The organism is Rhodanobacter sp. KK11 (genome assembly GCF_033345435.1).
GTDB lineage: Bacteria > Pseudomonadota > Gammaproteobacteria > Xanthomonadales > Rhodanobacteraceae > Rhodanobacter.
Genome location: NZ_JAWPMI010000005.1, coordinates 47,374 through 65,184, shown reverse-complemented (window position 1 = coordinate 65,184; position 17,811 = coordinate 47,374). Strand labels below are relative to the sequence as shown.

The following is a 17,811-nucleotide window of genomic DNA, read 5'->3' as shown; positions in this document are numbered from 1 at the left end:
ATCGTGATTTAACGAAGCCGAACCCGCACGGCACATTTACCCCCTCTCCCTCTGGCGACCGAAGGGAATCCCTGTGGGAGGGTGAGGGTGCGGGGCTTGCGAAGTCCCCATGAAAAAAGCCGGCGCGCGTGCGCCGGCTCTCTTGTGGACGTAGCAGTCGGCAAAGCTCAGTGATGCCCCGAGAACGGCACCATCTTGCGCAGCGTGGACGGCGGGTGCGGCCACTTGGCGTCGCTCAGGTACGGGTGGTTCGGGTAGTTCAGTGCCAGCACCTGGCGGCTCTGGTCGGCCAGGGTCTTCTGGTCCAGCGCCAGGTAGCTGCGGGTCAGGATGGCCAGCGCGTCGCCGGTCTGCGGGGCTTGCTGGTAGTGCTCGATCACGTACTGCGCGCGGTCGGCGGCGGCGATGTAGGCCTTGTTGCGCAGGTAGAACTCGGCCACGTTGATTTCGTACTGGGCCAGGATGTTGCGCAGGTAGATCATGCGCTGGCGGGCGTCGGCGGTGTAGGCACTGTCCGGGAAGCGTCGCGACAGCTCGGAGAAGTCGTCGAACGACTGCAGGTTGTAGCCCTGGTCGCGGCGGGCCTGCGAGCCTTCGCGGTTGATATAGCGCTCGATCACGCCGCTGGTGCGGTCGAAGTTGATCAGGCCGCGCAGGTAATAGGCATAATCGACATGCTTGTTGGTCGGATAGGTCTTGATGAAGCGGTTCACGGTCGACAAGGCGTCGTCCGGCTGGTTGTCCTTGTATTGCGAGTAGGCCATCTCCAGTTGCGCCTGCTCGTTGTATTCGCCCGACGGGAAGCGCGCGATCAGGCGCTGGTAGGCCTTGGTGGCGGCGGCATAGTCGGCGTTCTGCAGCGAGGCATGTGCGTTGTCGTACAGCGCCACCAGCGGCATCGTATCGATGGTCTCGCGTTTCGACTTGAACATCGAACATGCGCTCATCGACACCGCGAGCATGAGCACCACCAGCACTTTGAGGGCAGGCAGTCGGGACGAGGGCAGCCTGGGCGAGTCGGTCGTTGGGCGCATAAAGGAAAGAATTCAGGATGTTTGAGCGAAAAGGCATCATAGCCGAAACCGGCCACCAGCCGCGGAGGCCGGCATGACCACGATCCGGCACGAAGCGGAAGTCCCGCTGGCCGCGGCGGGGCGCAGGTTCGACCAGGCGCTGGCCGAGATGTTCCCCGACTACTCGCGCTCGCGGCTCAGCGGCTGGATCAAGTCCGGCGCGGCGACCCTGGACGGCGCGCAGGTGCCGCCGCGGCAGCTGTTGCGCGGCGGCGAACGGGTGTGCCTCGAGGCCGAGCTGGAGAACGAGGTTGCCAGCGCGCCGGAGGCCATCGCGCTGGCCATCGTGCACGAGGACGAGCACCTGCTGGTGCTGGACAAGCCGGCCGGGCTGGTGGTCCACCCCGGCGCCGGCAATCCGGCCGGTACCCTGTTGAACGCGCTGCTGCACCACGATCCGAAGCTGGCCGAGCTGCCGCGTGCCGGCATCGTGCACCGGCTGGACAAGGACACCTCGGGCCTGATGGTGGTGGCGAAGACGCTGCCGGTGCATACCGCGCTGGTCGACCTGCTGTCGCGGCACGAAGTGGAACGCCAGTACGAGGCGGTGGTGCTGGGCACGCTGGTGGCCGGCGGCACGGTGGACGCGCCGATCGGCCGCGGCATGGGCGACCGCCTGCGCCAGGCGGTGCGCGACGAGGAGGACGGCAAGCGCGCGGTGACCCACTACCGCCTGCGCGAGCGCTTCCGTGCCCACAGCCTGATCCAGTGCAACCTGGAAACCGGCCGCACCCACCAGATCCGCGTGCACCTGGCGCACATCCACCACCCGCTGGTGGGCGATCCGCTGTACGGCGGCGGGCTCAAGCTGCCCCGGCGCGCCACGCCGGAGCTGGTGGCCGCGTTGCGCGGTTTCCGGCGCCAGGCCTTGCACGCGGAACGGCTGGCGTTCGTGCATCCGGCCACGCACGAGCCATTGGCCTTCGGCGCCGGTCGACCGGCCGACATGACCGCGCTGATCGCGGCCATGCGCGACGACCTCGCTGTCCACGGACACGACGACGACTGAGGGCCTGCTAGGCTTGGCGTTTCCCCGCGTGTCGCCGATACCCCCATGAACGACGCCTGGCTGTTCCCCGATTGGCCCACCCCGCGCAGCGTGCACGCTGCGGTCACCACGCGGCTCGGTCCGGGGGTGTCGGCGCCGCCGCATGCACGCTTCAACCTCGGCGTGCACAGCGGCGACGCGCCCGAGGCGGTGGCCAGCAACCGCGACATCCTGCGCCAGACGCTGGGCCTGCCCGCGGCGCCGCGCTGGCTGCGCCAGGTGCACGGCACCGCGGTGGCTACGCTGGGCCCGCTGGCCGGCGCCGACGAACCGCAGGCAGACGCCGCGGTCTCGCACCTGCCCGGCACCGTGCTGGCCATCCTCACCGCCGACTGCCTGCCGGTGCTGTTCTGCAGCGACGACGGCAGCGCGATCGGCGCGGCCCACGCCGGCTGGCGTGGCCTGGCGGCGGGCGTGCTGGAGACCACGATCGAGCAGATGCAGCTCGCGCCTTCGCGGCTGCTGGCCTGGCTGGGGCCGTGCATCGGCGCGGCTTCCTACGAGGTGGGCGAGGAAGTGCGCGCCGCCTTCGTGGACCGCGCCGCTGCGGCCGCCGCCTGCTTCGCGGCGACGCGGCCGGGGCACTGGCATTGCGACCTGGCGGCGCTGGCACGGCAGCGCCTGGCGACGGCCGGTGTCGCGCGCGTGTATGGTGGCGGCTTCGACACCTTCGCCGACCCGCGGTTCTACTCGTATCGACGCGAAGGGGCGCGGAGCGGGCGGTTCGCCAGCCTGGTCTGGCTGGCGGGCGGTTGACTCCCTCCGCGGCACCGCCTTGCGCGGGCGCGGCAGTAGGTAGAATCGCAGGAGGGAAGGGCGTGCGGTGCCCGGCGAAGCCGGGGGCTTGCCGGACGTAGACCAGCGGGGGAGAGACATCCATGACGACCGTACGAGCGTACCGGCGCCTGCTCGGCCGCGCCGGCCTGATGCTGGCTGCGCTGGCCCTGCTGGCCGCCGCCATCGTGTATGGACTGTCCGAGCGCGCGCTGCGGCGGGCCTGGGACGTGCCGCTGGCCACGGTCAGCGTGCCGACCGACGCGGCGGCGATCGCCGAGGGGCGGCGCCTCGCCACGATCCGTGGTTGCGCCAACGGTTGCCACGGCAAGCCCGGCATCGGCGGCGCGGTGTTCGACGACGACCGCTGGTACGGCCGCCTGGTCGCGCCGAACCTGGGCGACGCCGTGCGCCGCTACAGCGACGCCGAGCTGGCGCGGGTGATCCGGCATGGAATCAAGCGCGACGGCAGCGCGGTGCAGGTGATGCCGTCGGACATGTTCGCGCAGCTGGACGACGCCGACCTCGGCGCGATCATCGCGTTTCTGCGTGCCGAGCCGGCGGTCGAGCACGCGTTGCCGGCCAGTACCACCGGCCCGTTGCTGCGCTGGCAGCTCGCCTTCGGCGCGCCCGGGGCGAGCTTCGCCGCCGCGCGCATCGACCACGCCGCGCCGCATCCGCCCAAGCCGCGCGCCGACGACGCCCGCGCCTGGGGCCGCTATCTCGCGCACAGCACCTGCACCGAATGCCATGGCGCCGACCTGCGCGGCATCCACGAGGCCGGCTTCCACACGCCGCCGCTGGTCGCGGTCGCCGCCTACCCGCTGGAGGACTTCCGCCAGCTGATGCGCACCGGCGTCGCGCTCGGCGGGCGCACGCTGAATGACCTGATGACCCGAGTCGCGCGCGAGCGCACCAGTCGGTTCACCGATGCCGAGATCGACGCACTGCACGCCTATCTGGTGACGCTGGCGTCCGCCGAGCCATAGGCGGGCGCGCGTAGTCCGGCTCCGCCTCGCCGTGTGTGGGGCGAATGGCCGCGTCAACGCCGCCGGGGTCTTGACGCCAGCCATGCGCCCCGCCTGCTTGAATCGGCGGATGCCGTCCGCATTTTCCGGCCCAGTGGCGGCGCGGCCGTCAAACGCCTATGTGGGGATCGACCGATGCGGATGGACAAACTCACCTCGCGTTTCCAGCAGGCGCTGGCCGACGCGCAGTCGCTGGCCGTTGGCCGCGACCACAACATGCTCGAACCGGTGCACGTGATGGCCGCGCTGCTCGGCCAGCAGGGTGGCTCGACCGCGCCGCTGCTGACCCAGGCCCAGGTCAACGTGCCGCTGCTGACCCAGCGCGTCAACGACCTGCTGGAACGGCTGCCGAAGGTCAGCGGGCAGGAAGGCAACATCAACCTCGGCAACGACCTCAACCGCCTGCTCAACCTCACCGACAAGCTGGCGCAACAGCGCGGCGACCAGTTCATCGCCAGCGAGCTGTTCGTGCTGGCGGCGCTGGAGGACAAGGGCGAACTGGGCGCGGCGCTGAAGGCGGCGGGCGCGAACAAGGCCAACCTGGAGGCCGCCATCGACAAGCTGCGCGGCGGCGAGAAGGTGCAGAGCGAGAATGCCGAGGAGCAGCGCCAGGCGCTGGAGAAGTACTGCATCGACCTCACCGCACGCGCCGAGTCGGGCAAGCTCGATCCGGTGATCGGCCGCGACGAGGAAATCCGCCGCACCATCCAGGTGCTGCAGCGGCGCACCAAGAACAACCCGGTGCTGATCGGCGAGCCCGGCGTGGGCAAGACCGCGATCGTCGAGGGCCTGGCCCAGCGCATCATCAAGGGCGAGGTGCCCGAAGGCCTGCGCGACCGCCGTGTGCTGGCGCTGGACATGGGCGCGCTGATCGCCGGCGCGAAGTTCCGCGGCGAGTTCGAGGAACGCCTGAAGGCGGTGCTCAACGACCTGGCCAAGAACGAGGGCCAGATCATCCTGTTCATCGACGAGCTGCATACCATGGTCGGCGCCGGCAAGGCCGAGGGCGCGATGGACGCCGGCAACATGCTCAAGCCGGCGCTGGCGCGCGGCGAGCTGCACTGCATCGGCGCCACCACGCTGGACGAGTACCGCAAGTACATCGAGAAGGACGCCGCGCTGGAGCGGCGCTTCCAGAAGGTGTTCGTGGGCGAGCCGAGCGTGGAGGACACCATCGCCATCCTGCGCGGCCTGAAGGAGCGCTACGCCGTGCACCACGGCGTGGAGATCACCGACCCGGCGATCGTCGCCGCGGCCACGCTGTCGCACCGCTACATCGCCGACCGCCAGCTGCCGGACAAGGCGATCGACCTGATGGACGAGGCCGCCTCGCGCATCCGCATGGAGATCGACTCCAAGCCGGAAGAGCTCGACCGGCTGGAACGGCGGTTGATCCAGCTGAAGATCCAGCGCGAGATGCTGAAGAAGGAGAAGGACAGCGAATCGAAGCAGCGCCTGGCCGATCTGGAAGCCGACATCGAGAAATTGGAGCGCGAGTTCTCCGACCTCAACGAGATCTGGAAATCCGAGAAGGCCGCGCTGCAGGGCACGACCCGGGTGAAGGAGCAGATCGAGCAGGCACGGCAGGAACTCGACGCCGCCCAGCGCCGGCAGGACTACGCCAAGATGAGCGAGATCCAGTACGGCAAGCTGCCCGCGCTGGAAAAGCAGTTGGCCGAGGCGCAGGCCGCCGAACACCAGGACTTCAAGCTGGTGCAGACCCGCGTCACCGCCGAGGAGATCGCCGAGGTGGTCAGCCGCTGGACCGGCATCCCGGTCAACAAGATGCTGGAAGGCGAGCGCGACAAGCTCTTGCACATGGAAGACGAGCTGCACAAGCGCGTGGTCGGCCAGGACGAGGCGGTGCACGCGGTGTCCGACGCGATCCGCCGTTCGCGCGCGGGGCTGTCCGACCCGAACCGGCCGAACGGCTCGTTCCTGTTTCTCGGCCCAACCGGCGTGGGCAAGACCGAGCTGTGCAAGGCACTGGCCGAGTTCATGTTCGACACCACCGATGCGATGGTGCGCATCGACATGAGCGAGTTCATGGAGAAGCACTCGGTGAGCCGACTGGTCGGCGCGCCACCGGGCTACGTCGGCTACGAGGAAGGCGGCTACCTCACCGAGGCGGTGCGCCGCCGGCCGTACAGCGTGATCCTGCTGGACGAGGTGGAGAAGGCGCACCCGGACGTGTTCAACATCCTGCTGCAGGTGCTCGACGACGGCCGCCTCACCGATGGCCAGGGCCGCACCGTGGACTTCCGCAACACGGTGATCGTGATGACCTCGAACCTCGGCTCGCAGATGATCCAGGACGCGGCCGAAAGCAACGGCGACGCCGAAGAGCAGTACACCCAGATGAAGGCGTCCGTGCTCGGCGTGGTGCAGGCGCACTTCCGTCCGGAGTTCATCAACCGGCTCGACGAGATCGTGGTGTTCCGTCCGCTGGACAAGAGCCAGATCCGCGCGATCGCGAAGATCCAGCTGGAATATCTGGAGAAGCGCCTGGCCGAGCGGCAGCTGAAGCTGGACGTGGGCGACGATGCGCTGGCCTTGCTGGGCAACGTCGGCTTCGATCCGGTGTATGGCGCGCGGCCGCTGAAGCGGGCGATCCAGCAGCAACTGGAGAACCCGCTGGCCAGGCAGATTCTCGAAGGTCGCTTCCAGTCGGGCGACACGGTGCGGGTGGCCGCCGAAGGCGGGCAGCTGGTGTTCCGCAAGGCGTGAGGCAGGCGCGGGGGCGGACCGTCCCCACAACGCCGTGCGGCGGCCGGGCCGCCGCACGGTCTGTCGCCGGTGCTCAGTCGAGGTCGAGCGTCTTCTTGGTGTTCTCGCGCCGCCGCTGTTCCTTCTGCTGGTAGCGGGCTTCGCAGCCGTCGCGCTTGACCATGGTGCAGTCGAGGTAATCGGTGGCCTCGATCAGCGCCGCGCGCACCGCCTTGCTGGCCGGGGTCTTCTTGGCGTGGGCGAAGTCGCCGCCGACGCCGCTGACATAGCCGCGCAGGTTGACGCCGCCGCTGGAGCTGCGACCTTCGACGGTGCGCGAATACACCACCTCGGACGTCTCCGCGTCGATCACCCGCAGGTCGATTGCGACATAGGCCTCCGACTTGCCGCCGCCCACCCGGAAGCCGGCGATGTTGAGGCCGCCGCCGGTGTTGGAGGTGTCCTCGGTGTACGCCGCGACGCTGCCGGTGACCAGGTACTGCGCGCCGGTGATGTTGCCGGTGTGCGGGCTGCTGCCCGGGCGCATGCGCGAGGATGCGGCCAGGTCCTGTTCCGCCAGCACGGCGTCGATTTTCTGCCGCTCGATCACCTTGAAGTCGCCGGTGGCGCTCAGTTCGTTGCTGAGCACGTCGGCGAGCTGCCGGCCGACGTCGCCGTTCCACCAGTTGGCGGAGCTGGTGTCGTTGGTGAAGTCGATCACGGCGACGGTCATGGTCGGCGCCTCACGGGCCATGACGGCGCCGCTCGCAGTCAATGCCAGGACCAAGGCTGCGCCCAGCATGCTTGTACGGTTCACGGGTCTCATGAATTCCCCTCCGGTTGATGACGCAATGCGTGTCCCCTATCAGTGGCCGATCCGCACCCGCCGCTGGCGCGTGAGCGCCGTGGCGAGTCATGTCTACCCTGGATCCCCCTGGTGTCCGTATGGCCACCGTGTTGCGCGGGCGGCGAAGGCGAGGATGCCGTCGCGCGAACGCGGGGGGATGCTGTCCATGCCTGATTGGTGTTGTCAAGTGGCGGCCGCCGGGCGCCGCCAGATGACGTTGCGGGGGCGATTATCCGGGGCCGTTGTCCTCACGGCTGTCGGTGCAGGCAGCAGAAACTGTCAGGGAAATCCTTCAATGGATGGCGGCGGGGATGACGCGGGGTTGAACACGTTGTCCGCGCCGAGGGTGAAGGTCCACTGGTCGAGCGTGTCGTCGCCGGCCAGGTCCAGCAATGGCTGCCGGTGCCTCGTCAATGGATGGATAGGCGTCTATAAGTCCAAATGGATGGAAGGGATTTTCATATGCGTGTGAAGCTCGCCTGGAGGGTGCGACACGGCCTGTGTCCGATTCTGGTCCGCTGGCATTGCCACGTCAGGGCCGTCACCGTGCGTCGCCTGACACGTTGAAATCCGGCCGGGCGCGCCGATAATGGCCTGTTGCCGGCCCACGATGGCTGGTGCGTACGGAGTTTCCATGCCTATCTATGAATTCGAATGCGGCAGTTGCGGCCATCGCTTCGACCGCCTGCAGAAGTTGTCCGATACCGACCCCGTCGTCTGTCCCGCCTGCGATGCACCGCATTTGCGGCGAATGGTCAGCGCACCCTCGTTCCGGCTCGCCGGCGGCGGCTGGTACGAGACCGATTTCAAGAAGGACGGCGACCGGAAGCGCAACCTGGCCGGTGACGCGGGGCAACCCGGCGCGGCGGCAGCTTCTCCGGCCCCCGCTCCCGCGCCGGCCACCGGCAATTCCGGAAACAGCGCCGGCTGAACCGCCGGAGCGCCCGGCCAGCCGTCGCCTCCCGACGCAGGATATGCTGCTTGCGCATGACCCCGGCGATGGCGCCGGGGCGACGTGAACGGGAGGCGGAGCAATGCGGGCAATCGGCGGGTGGGTAGTCGGAGTCGTCCTGGTCGGACTGGCGAGTGGCCTGCTGGGGCTGGCGTCGCCGGTTCGGGCACAGTCGAACGCGCCGGTGCGCTGCGTGAGCAATGACGGCCACTACGCACGTTGCGCCGTGCCGTGGCGGTACGTCGAGCTGTACAAGCAGGAGTCGAAGGCCGCCTGTGTCCGCGGCGAGAGCTGGGGCGTGGATCGCGGAACCCTGTGGGTTGACCGCGGCTGCCGTGGCCTGTTCGGCCCGGCTGATCGCGGCGGCCATGGCGATCGCCACGACGCTCGCGGCGGCTGGCGGCCCGGCCCCGGCTGGGACCGGCAGATCAGCCTGCAGTGCGACAGCAACAAGAAGAAGTACCAGATGTGCCAGGTCGACGTGGGGCGCAACGGTCGCGTGCGGCTGGGGCGACAACTCTCCGACGCCCGCTGCACCGAGGGTTACAGTTGGGGCTGGAACCGCGCCGGGGTGTGGGTGGCGCACGGTTGCCGCGGCCAGTTCCTGGTCGACCGGCGCTGGTAGCGCGGCCGCCGCCTCGCGGGGCGGTGGTAGACTTCGCGGTCTTTTCCCTTGCCTGAGTCGCCGCGGCGACGCCGGAGTTCCAACGCATGCGCACGCATTACTGCGGCCTCATCGACGAGGCGCTGATCGGACAGACCGTCACCCTGTGCGGCTGGGTCAACAAGATCCGGCTGCAGGCGCACGTGGCGTTCGTCGACCTGCGCGACCACGAGGGGCTGGCCCAGGTGGTGATCGACCGCGACAACGCCACGGCGTTCGCCGTCGCCGGCGAGCTGGGCTACGAGTACTGCCTGCGCGTCACCGGCACGATCCGTCCGCGGGTTTCGGTCAACGACAAGCTGAAGACCGGCACGGTCGAGTTGCTGGCCGACACCGTCGAGGTGCTCAACGCGGCGAAGGACCTGCCGTTCGCGCTGCACGAGAACCCCAACGAGGACCTGCGGATGGCCTACCGCTACCTCGACCTGCGCCGCCCCGAGATGCAGGCGATGATGCGCAAGCGGATCAAGCTGGTACAGGTGCTGCGCCGCTACCTCGATGCGCGCGGCTTCCAGGACATCGAGACGCCGATCCTGACCAAGGCCACCCCCGAAGGCGCACGCGACTACCTGGTGCCCAGCCGCGTGCACCCGGGCCAGTTCTACGCGCTGCCGCAGTCGCCGCAGCTGTTCAAGCAGATCCTGATGGTGGCCTGCTTCGACCGCTACTACCAGATCGCGCGCTGCTTCCGCGACGAGGACCTGCGCGCCGACCGCCAGCCGGAGTTCACCCAGCTCGACCTCGAGTTCGCCTTCGTCGAGGAAAAGGACGTGCAGGACTTCGTGGAGGAACTGATCCGCCACGTTTTCCGCGAAGTGCAGGGTGTCGAGCTTGCGAACCCGTTCCCACGCATGACCTGGGCCGAGGCCATGCGCCGCTTCGGCTCGGACAAGCCCGACCTGCGCATCGCGCTGGAGCTGGTCGATGTGGCCGACGCGGTGAAGCACGTCGAGTTCAAGGTGTTCGCCGAGCCGGCCAACGACCCGGCCGGCCGCGTCGCCGCGCTGCGCGTACCCGGCGGCGGCACGTTGTCGCGCAAGGACATCGACGGCTTGGCCGAGTATGCCGCGCGCTACGGCGCGAAGGGGCTGGCCTGGCTCAAGGTCGAGGACCTGGCCAAGGGCCGCGACGGCATCAACTCGCCGGTGGCCAAGTTCCTCGACGACGCAGCGCTGGCCGGCGTGCTGAAAGCCACCGGCGCGCAGGGCGGCGACATCGTGTTCTTCGGCGCCGGCGCGTGGAAGACCGTCAGCGACTTCATGGGCGCGCTGCGGCTGAAGCTCGGCAAGGACCGCGGCCTGGTGGAGAACAACTGGAGGCCGCTGTGGGTGACCGACTTCCCGATGTTCGAGTTCGACGCTGAGGCGCAGCGTTTCGTCGCCCTGCATCACCCGTTCACCGCGCCCAAGGTCGACGACGCCGCGCAGCTGCGCGCCGATCCGCACAACGCGGTGAGCCGCGGCTACGACATGGTGCTGAACGGCAACGAGATCGGCGGCGGTTCGATCCGCATCCATCGCCCGGAAATGCAGAGCACGGTGTTCGAGCTGCTCGGCATCGGCCCGGAAGAGGCCGAGGCGAAGTTCGGCTTCCTGCTGAAGGCGCTGAAATTCGGCGCGCCGCCGCACGGCGGCCTGGCCTTCGGCATCGACCGCATCGCGGCGCTGCTGGCCGGCACCGAGTCGATCCGCGACGTGATCGCCTTCCCCAAGACCACCAGCGCGCAGGACCTGATGACCGACGCGCCGTCGCCGATCGCCACGGCGCAGCTGAAGGAGCTGCACGTGCGCGTGGCGACCGACGGCGAGGCTGCCGGCTGAGCCGCCGGCCGTTGCGCGCGCATCGCGGCGTCCATGCGCCATGAGCGATCACGTGATCCTGCTGCACGGCCTGTGGATGCGTGGCTTCGCGCTGTCCATGCTGCATCGCCGGCTGATGGAAGCGGGGTTCCGCGTGCACCGCTTCGATTACCTGAGCGTGGCGGCCACCCAGCAGCGCATCCTGGACCGCTTGCAGGCGCGCATGGCCGCGCTGGCGGAAGAGGCCGACGCGGTGCATCTGGTCGGTCACAGTCTCGGCGGCCTGCTGGCCTTGCGCGCCTGCCGCGACGACAGCCTGCCGCCCGGCCGCATCGTCTGCCTGGGTTCGCCATTGAGGGGCAGCGCCGCCGCACGGGGCTTTGCCGCCTGGGGGCGCGGTGGCGAGGTGCTGCTGGGGCACAATCGCGAGCTGCTGGAACAGGGTTTCGAGCGCTGGGACGGGCCGCGCGAGGTCGGCGTGATCGCCGGGCGCCTGCCGCTGGGCCTGGGCGCCATGCTCGGCCACTTCGCGGGCGAGCACGACGGTACCGTGGCGGTGGAGGAAACCTGCCTGCCGGGCCTGGCTGACCATTGCGTGGTGGAGGTCAGTCACACCGGCCTGCTGTTTTCGCCGGAGGTGGCGCGGCGGGTGGCGGAGTTTCTGCGCCACGGCCGCTTTCCGCCCGCCGTCTGAGGCGTCTTGCCGCGGTTCGGCGGGGCGGCGTGGCCGGCACACGGAACGAATTCAGGTAAAATTGGCCGCTTGTCCAATCGCCTCGTGCAGGAATCGCCATGGGTAGAGGCCCGTCCATCGAAGGTCGCAAGAATGCCGAGGACGCCAAGCGCGCCAAGGTGTTCACCAAGCTGATCCGCGAAATCACCGTCGCCACCCGCTCCGGCGTGGCCGACCCGGCCGGCAATCCGCGTCTGCGCGCCGCGGTGGACAAGGCGCTGGCGGCGAACATGACCAAGGACACCATCGAACGCGCGATCAAGCGCGGCTCGGGTGCCGACGGCGGCGCCGACATGCAGGAGTTGCGCTACGAGGGCTACGGCCCGGCCGGCATCGCGCTGATCATCGACTGCTTCACCGACAACCCCACCCGCACCGTGGCCGACGTGCGCTACGCGCTGACCAAGCACGGCGGCAACCTCGGCACCTCCGGCTCGGTGGCGTTCCAGTTCACCCGCTGCGGCGAGCTGGTGTTCGCCACCGGCGGCGACGCCGCGGCCGAGGAAAAGGTGCTGGAAGCAGCGCTGGAAGCTGGCGCCGACGACGTGCTCAACGAGCATGGCGAGAGCATCGTGCTGTGTTCGCCGGAGAGCTTCGAGGCGGTGCAGCAGGGGCTGATCGCGGCCGGGCTGAGCGCCCAGCATGCCGGCGTGGTGATGCGCCCGAACAACCGTGTCGAGGTGCCGGAGGAGGCGCTGGAGCAACTGCTCGACCTGCTCGAGAAGCTCGATGCGCTGGACGACGTGAGCGAGGTGTCGCACAACGCCTTGCTGCCCTCCGGGACGGCCGATTAAGCCGGGGGCCACGCGCCTTCGCATCGCATCGTGATGACCCGCATCATCGGCATCGATCCCGGCAGCCAGCGTACCGGCGTGGGCATCATTGACGTGGACGAGGCCGGCAGGCTCAGCCACGTCTTTCATGGTGCGCTGGCGGTGGCCGGCGAGGCCACGTTCCCGCTGCGCCTGAAACGCATCTTTGACGAACTGTGTGACATCATCGCCACGCATCAGCCCGCCGAGTGCGGGATCGAGCGCGTGTTCATGGCGCGCAATCCGGATTCGGCGTTGAAGCTTGGACAGGCGCGCGGCGCCGCCATTTGCGCGGTGGTCAGCCAGGGGATCGTGGTGCACGAATACGCGGCAACCGAAGTGAAGCAGTCCGTGGTCGGCAGCGGTCGCGGCGACAAGACCCAGGTACAGCACATGATCGGCGTGCTGCTCGGCCTCAAGGGGCCGCTGCAGGCCGATGCCGCCGATGCGCTGGCAGTGGCGGTGACGCATGCACACACCCGCGCCAGCCTGGCCCGCGTCGGCATTCCGCGTACGGCCTGGAGGCGACGCCGATGAAGGCGTCGTCGACGGATATGGACTGGAGGCGGCGCCGGTGATCGGACGTCTGCGCGGCATCCTGATAAGCAAGCAGCCGCCGTCCCTGCTGGTCGAGGTGGGCGGCGTCGGCTACGAGGTCGAGGCGCCGATGTCGACGATCTACGACCTGCCGGGCCTCGGCAAGGAAGTGGTTCTGCTCACCCATCACGCCGTGAAGGAAGACAGCATCACGCTGTACGGTTTCCTGCGCGAAGCCGAACGCGTGCTGTTCCGCAACCTGCTGAAGGTCAGCGGGATCGGCGCGAAGATCGCGCTGGCGGTGCTGTCCGGCGTGTCCACCGACCATTTCGCGCGGCTGGTGCAGGCCGGCGACGTGGTCGCGCTGACCAAGATCCCCGGCATCGGCAAGAAGACCGCCGAGCGCATCGTGGTGGAGCTGCGCGACCGGCTCGACGGCGTCTCCGGCGTGCCCGGCGCCACGCTGCAGGCGGCCGGCACGGCGCTGGACGCCGCCGGTGAAGCGACGGTGGCGCTGCAGCAGCTGGGCTACAAGCCGGTCGAGGTGAGCCGGCTGGTGCAGAAGGTTGCCGCCGAGGGCGATGACGCCGAGGCGATCATCCGCAAGGCCCTGCGCGCGGCGCTCGGGAGCTGATCGTGGGACAGCAGGCCATGCAGGGCGGATCGCCGGGCGAGAACCGGCGCCGGTTGCGGGCGCTGGCGCTGGGTGCGATCGGCGTGGTGTTCGGCGACATCGGCACCAGCCCGCTGTACACCATGAAGGAAACCCTCGGCACGCACGGCATGACGCCGACCGAGCCGGCGGTGCTGGGCGTGCTGTCGCTGGTGTTCTGGGCACTGATCATGGTGGTGTCGCTGAAGTACGTGACCTTCGTGATGCGTGCGGACAACAAGGGCGAGGGCGGCATCATGGCGCTGATGGCGCTGGCGCAGCGCTCGATGAGCGGCTCGGCGCGTGCGCGCTGGGTGCTGGCCGGCTTCGGCATCTTCGGCGCGGCGCTGTTCTACGGCGATGGCGTAATCACCCCGGCGATCTCGGTGCTCGGCGCGGTGGAGGGTCTGCAGGTCGCCGCGCCCGGCCTGGGCAAGTACGTGGTGTGGGTCGCGCTGGCGATCCTGCTGGGCATGTTCGCGGTGCAACGGCATGGCACGCACAAGGTCGGCAAGGCGTTCGCGCCGGTGATGACGCTGTGGTTCGTGGTGCTGGCGGTGCTCGGCGCGCGCCAGATCATCGCCAATCCGCAGGTGCTGTACGCGATCAATCCGCTGCATGCGGCGCGCTTCTTCGTCAGTCACGGCGACACCTCGTTCATTGCGCTCGGCGGCGTGGTGCTGGCGCTGACCGGTGCCGAGGCGCTGTACGCCGACATGGGCCACTTCGGCAAGAAACCGATCCGGCTGGCCTGGTTCGGCTTCGTGCTGCCGGCGCTGCTGCTCAATTATTTCGGCCAGGGCGCGCTGCTGCTGGGCGATCCGCTGGCGATCTCCAGCCCGTTCTACCTGATGGTGCCCGCGCCGTTGTTGTACCCGATGATCCTGCTGTCGGCCGCGGCGGCTGTGATCGCGTCGCAGGCGGTGATCTCCGGCGCGTTCTCGATGACCCGCGAGGCGATGTCGCTGGGCTATTCGCCGCGACTGGCGGTGGTGCACACCTCGCGCGAGATGTCCGGGCAGATTTTCGTGCCGTGGGTCAACCGCATGCTGATGGTGCTGGTGATCCTGGCGGTGCTCGGTTTCCGCAGCTCCGACAACCTGGGCGCCGCCTACGGCATCGCGGTGACCGGCACCATGACCATGACCACCTTGCTGGCGCTGGTGGTGGCGCGCAAGCGCTGGCACTGGAGCTGGCCGACGGTGCTGCTGGTCGGCGTGCTATTCCTGATCATCGACCTGTCGTTCTTCGGCGCCAATCTGCTCAAGGTCGCCCACGGCGGCTGGTTCCCGCTGGTGCTGGGCGTGGTGCTGTTCACCGTGATGACCACCTGGCGCCGCGGCCGCGAGCTGGTGGTGCGCGAGATCAAGCAGGGCGGACTGGCGCTGGCGCCGTTCATCGAGAACATCGCCGAGCACCCGCCGCTGCGCGTGCCGGGCACGGCGATCTTCCTCACCGCGAACCAGCACGCCGTGCCGCACGCGTTGCTGCACAACCTCAAGCACAACAAGGTGCTGCACGAGCGCAACGTGCTGTTGACAGTGGAGACGCTGGAAACGCCGGTGGCCGAGGCCGACGAGCGCATCACGATCACCCCGATGGCCGGCAACTTCTTCGGGCTGGAGTTGCGCTTCGGTTTCGCCGAGGACCCGAACATCCCGCTGGCGCTCACCCAATGCACGCGCGAAGGCCTCGGCTTCGACATGATGGAAACCACCTTCTTCCTGTCGCGCGAAACCATCGTGGCCGATGCGCGCCGTCCCGGCATGGCGCTGTGGCGCGACAAGCTGTTCGCCTTCCTGTCGCGCAACGCGATGCCGGCCACCGCGTTCTTCCAGATTCCCGGCAACCGGCTGATCGAGCTGGGCGCGCAAGTGGAGATCTGATCCCGTAGGAGCGCACCCTGTGCGCGATGCTTTCCGTTACGTGACGAACAGCCATCGCGCACAGGGTGCGCTCCTACATGTACCGCGTGGCCTGCCATAATGCCGGCATGACCGAAGCCCGCATCATCACCGCCGCCGCCCAGCTCGACGACGAGGCGCTGGAAGCCACCATCCGGCCGAAGCGGCTGACCGAGTACCTCGGCCAGCAGGCGGTGCGCGAGCAGCTGTCGATCTACATCGAGGCTGCCAGGAAACGGGGTGGGGCGCTGGACCACGTGCTGATCTTCGGCCCGCCGGGACTGGGCAAGACCACGCTCAGCCACGTGATCGCGAACGAACTGGGGGTCAACCTGCGCTCCACCTCCGGCCCGGTGCTGGAGCGCGCCGGCGACCTCGCCGCGCTGCTGACCAACCTGGAGGCGAACGACGTGTTGTTCGTCGACGAGATCCACCGCCTGTCGCCGGTGGTCGAGGAGGTGCTGTACCCGGCGATGGAGGACTTCCAGATCGACATCATGATCGGCGAGGGCCCGGCCGCGCGCTCGATCAAGCTGGACCTGCCGCCGTTCACCCTGATCGGCGCCACCACGCGCGCCGGCATGCTCACCGCGCCGCTGCGTGATCGCTTCGGCATCGTGCAGCGGCTGGAGTTCTACACCGCCGACGAGCTCACCGCGATCGTGCGTCGCGCGGCGAACATCCTCGGCATCGCCTGCGCGCCGGAAGGGGCGCAGGAAATCGCCCGCCGCTCGCGCGGCACGCCGCGCATCGCCAACCGCCTGCTGCGCCGGGTGCGCGACTACGCCGAAGTACGCGCCGGCGGCGAGATCACGCTGGTGGCGGCCCGCGCCGCGCTGGACATGCTGAAGATCGACCCGGAAGGCTTCGACGAGCTGGACCGGCGCCTGCTCGGCCTGATCATCGAGAATTTCGACGGCGGCCCGGTCGGGGTGGAATCGCTGGCCGCTGCGCTGAGCGAGGACCGCGGCACGCTGGAGGACGTGGTCGAACCGTACCTGATCCAGCAGGGCTACCTGGTGCGCACCGCCCGCGGACGCATGGTCAGCGCCAGGGGCTGGCGCCACCTGGGGTTGACTCCGCCGCCGCGCCAGGCGCAGGCGGCCGACCTGTTCGACAGCGGAACCGACGATGCCTGAACTTGCCCCGAAGCCGCCTTTCAGCTGGAAGGTGCGGGTCTACTGGGAAGACACCGACGCCGGCGGGGTGGTCTATCACGCCGGCTACCTGCGCTTCATGGAGCGCGCCCGCAGCGAGTGGATGCGTGCGCTCGGCGTCGACCAGATGGCGTTCAAGCAGGCCACCGGCCTGGCCTTCATGGTGCGCGACATGCAGATCGACTTCCTCAAGCCAGCCCTGCTGGATGATGAACTGTCGGTAACGGTCGAAGTCAAAGAACGGCGCGCAGCCAGTATCCTGTTCGCCCAGTCGATCACGAAGAACGACGGCAGCTGCCTGGTCCGCGCCAGCGTCCGGGTGGCCTGCGTCGATCTCCAGCGCATGCGGCCGGCCCCGATCCCGGCCGACCTGATCGCGCAACCCGCATCCCAAGACAACCCCGGCCGATAGGTGGAGCACCTGCAAGCAATGAACAGTGGACTGAACGTTTTCACGCTGATCGCGGATTCGAGCCTGCCGGTGAAGCTGGTGCTGCTGGTGCTGCTGGTGTTCTCGTTCCTGTCCTGGGTGATCATCATCCGCAAGTACTCGCAGACCAAGGCGGCGATGGAGGATGCCGAGGAATTCGAGGAGCGCTTCTGGTCCGGCGGCGACCTGGCCCAGTTGTTCCGCGAGGTCAGCAACCGCCACGGCGGCACCGGCGGCATCGAGAACATCTTCGAGTCGGGCTTCCGCGAGTTCGCGCGCCAGCGCCAGCGCAAGACCCATGACCCGCGCAGCGCGATCGAGGGCTCCGAGCGCGCCATGCAGGTGGCCGGCACGCGCGAGATCGGCCTGCTCGAGCGCAACCTGGAATTCCTCGCCAACGTCGGCTCGATCAGCCCGTACGTCGGCTTGTTCGGCACGGTGTGGGGCATCATGGGCGCGTTCCAGGGCCTGGGCGACATGAAGGACGTCACCATCGCCGTGGTCGCGCCGCACATTTCCGAGGCGCTGATCGCCACCGCGATGGGCCTGTTCGCGGCGATCCCGGCGCAGTGGGCGTACAACCGCTACGCCACCAAGGTCGAGCGCATCGCCTCGCGCTACGACGTGTTCCAGGAAGAGTTCTCCTCGGTACTGCAGCGGCAGATCCAGACCGACGACGTCGCCTGAGCGGAGAG

17 protein-coding genes are annotated in these 17,811 nt (G+C 68.8%); 15 read left to right on the top strand and 2 right to left on the bottom strand.

Annotated features, from left to right (window positions below):
- Positions 1 to 167: 167 nt before the first annotated feature.
- Positions 168 to 1,034 (bottom strand): outer membrane protein assembly factor BamD, encoded by an 867-nt coding sequence (locus R5H19_RS13830; RefSeq protein WP_318159609.1) that lies wholly within the window; start codon positions 1,032 to 1,034, stop codon positions 168 to 170.
- A gap of 73 nt (positions 1,035 to 1,107) precedes the next feature.
- On the opposite strand from R5H19_RS13830, the gene rluD reads away from it, so the two are divergent.
- From rluD to clpB, 4 genes are all read left to right on the top strand, one after another.
- Positions 1,108 to 2,082 carry a 23S rRNA pseudouridine(1911/1915/1917) synthase RluD gene (rluD, locus tag R5H19_RS13825; protein ID WP_318159608.1) on the top strand — a complete coding sequence of 325 codons (975 nt, stop codon included), beginning with the start codon at positions 1,108 to 1,110 and terminating at the stop codon, positions 2,080 to 2,082.
- A 45-nt stretch (positions 2,083 to 2,127) separates the two neighbouring features.
- Positions 2,128 to 2,877: a peptidoglycan editing factor PgeF gene (gene pgeF / locus R5H19_RS13820; protein ID WP_318159607.1), complete on the top strand. Its 750-nt coding sequence runs from the start codon at positions 2,128 to 2,130 to the stop codon at positions 2,875 to 2,877.
- A 122-nt stretch (positions 2,878 to 2,999) separates the two neighbouring features.
- A complete protein-coding gene (locus R5H19_RS13815) occupies positions 3,000 to 3,884 on the top strand; it encodes a c-type cytochrome (protein WP_318159606.1) in 885 nt (294 codons plus the stop codon).
- A gap of 174 nt (positions 3,885 to 4,058) precedes the next feature.
- Complete coding sequence (clpB, locus tag R5H19_RS13810) at positions 4,059 to 6,650, top strand: ATP-dependent chaperone ClpB (protein WP_318159605.1); 2,592 nt, start codon at positions 4,059 to 4,061, stop codon at positions 6,648 to 6,650.
- Between the two features lie 73 nt (positions 6,651 to 6,723).
- On the opposite strand, the gene R5H19_RS13805 is transcribed toward clpB, so the two are convergent.
- Positions 6,724 to 7,431, bottom strand: coding sequence for a CsgG/HfaB family protein (locus R5H19_RS13805; protein WP_318160191.1), 708 nt, complete (start codon positions 7,429 to 7,431; stop codon positions 6,724 to 6,726).
- A 679-nt stretch (positions 7,432 to 8,110) separates the two neighbouring features.
- Between R5H19_RS13805 and R5H19_RS13800 the strand changes: the two genes are divergently transcribed.
- The 11 genes from R5H19_RS13800 (at position 8,111) to tolQ (ending at position 17,803) form a co-directional block, all read left to right on the top strand.
- Positions 8,111 to 8,407 carry a zinc ribbon domain-containing protein gene (locus R5H19_RS13800; protein WP_318159604.1) on the top strand — a complete coding sequence of 99 codons (297 nt, stop codon included), beginning with the start codon at positions 8,111 to 8,113 and terminating at the stop codon, positions 8,405 to 8,407.
- Positions 8,408 to 8,510: 103 nt separating this feature from the next.
- Positions 8,511 to 9,053 (top strand): DUF3011 domain-containing protein, encoded by a 543-nt coding sequence (locus R5H19_RS13795; RefSeq protein ID WP_318159603.1) that lies wholly within the window; start codon positions 8,511 to 8,513, stop codon positions 9,051 to 9,053.
- A gap of 86 nt (positions 9,054 to 9,139) precedes the next feature.
- Positions 9,140 to 10,912, top strand: coding sequence for an aspartate--tRNA ligase (gene aspS / locus R5H19_RS13790; protein ID WP_318159602.1), 1,773 nt, complete (start codon positions 9,140 to 9,142; stop codon positions 10,910 to 10,912).
- 40 nt (positions 10,913 to 10,952) lie between these two features.
- A complete protein-coding gene (locus R5H19_RS13785) occupies positions 10,953 to 11,585 on the top strand; it encodes an alpha/beta hydrolase (RefSeq protein WP_318159601.1) in 633 nt (210 codons plus the stop codon).
- A 98-nt stretch (positions 11,586 to 11,683) separates the two neighbouring features.
- A complete protein-coding gene (locus R5H19_RS13780; protein ID WP_318159600.1) occupies positions 11,684 to 12,418 on the top strand; it encodes a YebC/PmpR family DNA-binding transcriptional regulator in 735 nt (244 codons plus the stop codon).
- 33 nt (positions 12,419 to 12,451) lie between these two features.
- Positions 12,452 to 12,973, top strand: coding sequence for a crossover junction endodeoxyribonuclease RuvC (ruvC, locus tag R5H19_RS13775; RefSeq protein ID WP_318159599.1), 522 nt, complete (start codon positions 12,452 to 12,454; stop codon positions 12,971 to 12,973).
- A gap of 37 nt (positions 12,974 to 13,010) precedes the next feature.
- Positions 13,011 to 13,607, top strand: coding sequence for a Holliday junction branch migration protein RuvA (gene ruvA, locus R5H19_RS13770; protein ID WP_318159598.1), 597 nt, complete (start codon positions 13,011 to 13,013; stop codon positions 13,605 to 13,607).
- Between the two features lie 17 nt (positions 13,608 to 13,624).
- The gene (locus R5H19_RS13765; protein ID WP_318160190.1) at positions 13,625 to 15,511 is read left to right on the top strand and encodes a potassium transporter Kup; all 1,887 of its coding nucleotides are present in this window, start codon (positions 13,625 to 13,627) and stop codon (positions 15,509 to 15,511) included.
- A 107-nt stretch (positions 15,512 to 15,618) separates the two neighbouring features.
- A complete protein-coding gene (ruvB, locus tag R5H19_RS13760; RefSeq protein ID WP_318159597.1) occupies positions 15,619 to 16,668 on the top strand; it encodes a Holliday junction branch migration DNA helicase RuvB in 1,050 nt (349 codons plus the stop codon).
- Complete coding sequence (ybgC, locus tag R5H19_RS13755; RefSeq protein WP_318159596.1) at positions 16,661 to 17,098, top strand: tol-pal system-associated acyl-CoA thioesterase; 438 nt, start codon at positions 16,661 to 16,663, stop codon at positions 17,096 to 17,098. The genes ruvB and ybgC overlap by 8 nt, the downstream gene beginning before the upstream one ends.
- Positions 17,099 to 17,116: 18 nt before the next feature.
- The gene (tolQ, locus tag R5H19_RS13750) at positions 17,117 to 17,803 is read left to right on the top strand and encodes a protein TolQ (protein ID WP_318159595.1); all 687 of its coding nucleotides are present in this window, start codon (positions 17,117 to 17,119) and stop codon (positions 17,801 to 17,803) included.
- Positions 17,804 to 17,811: the final 8 nt, after the last annotated feature.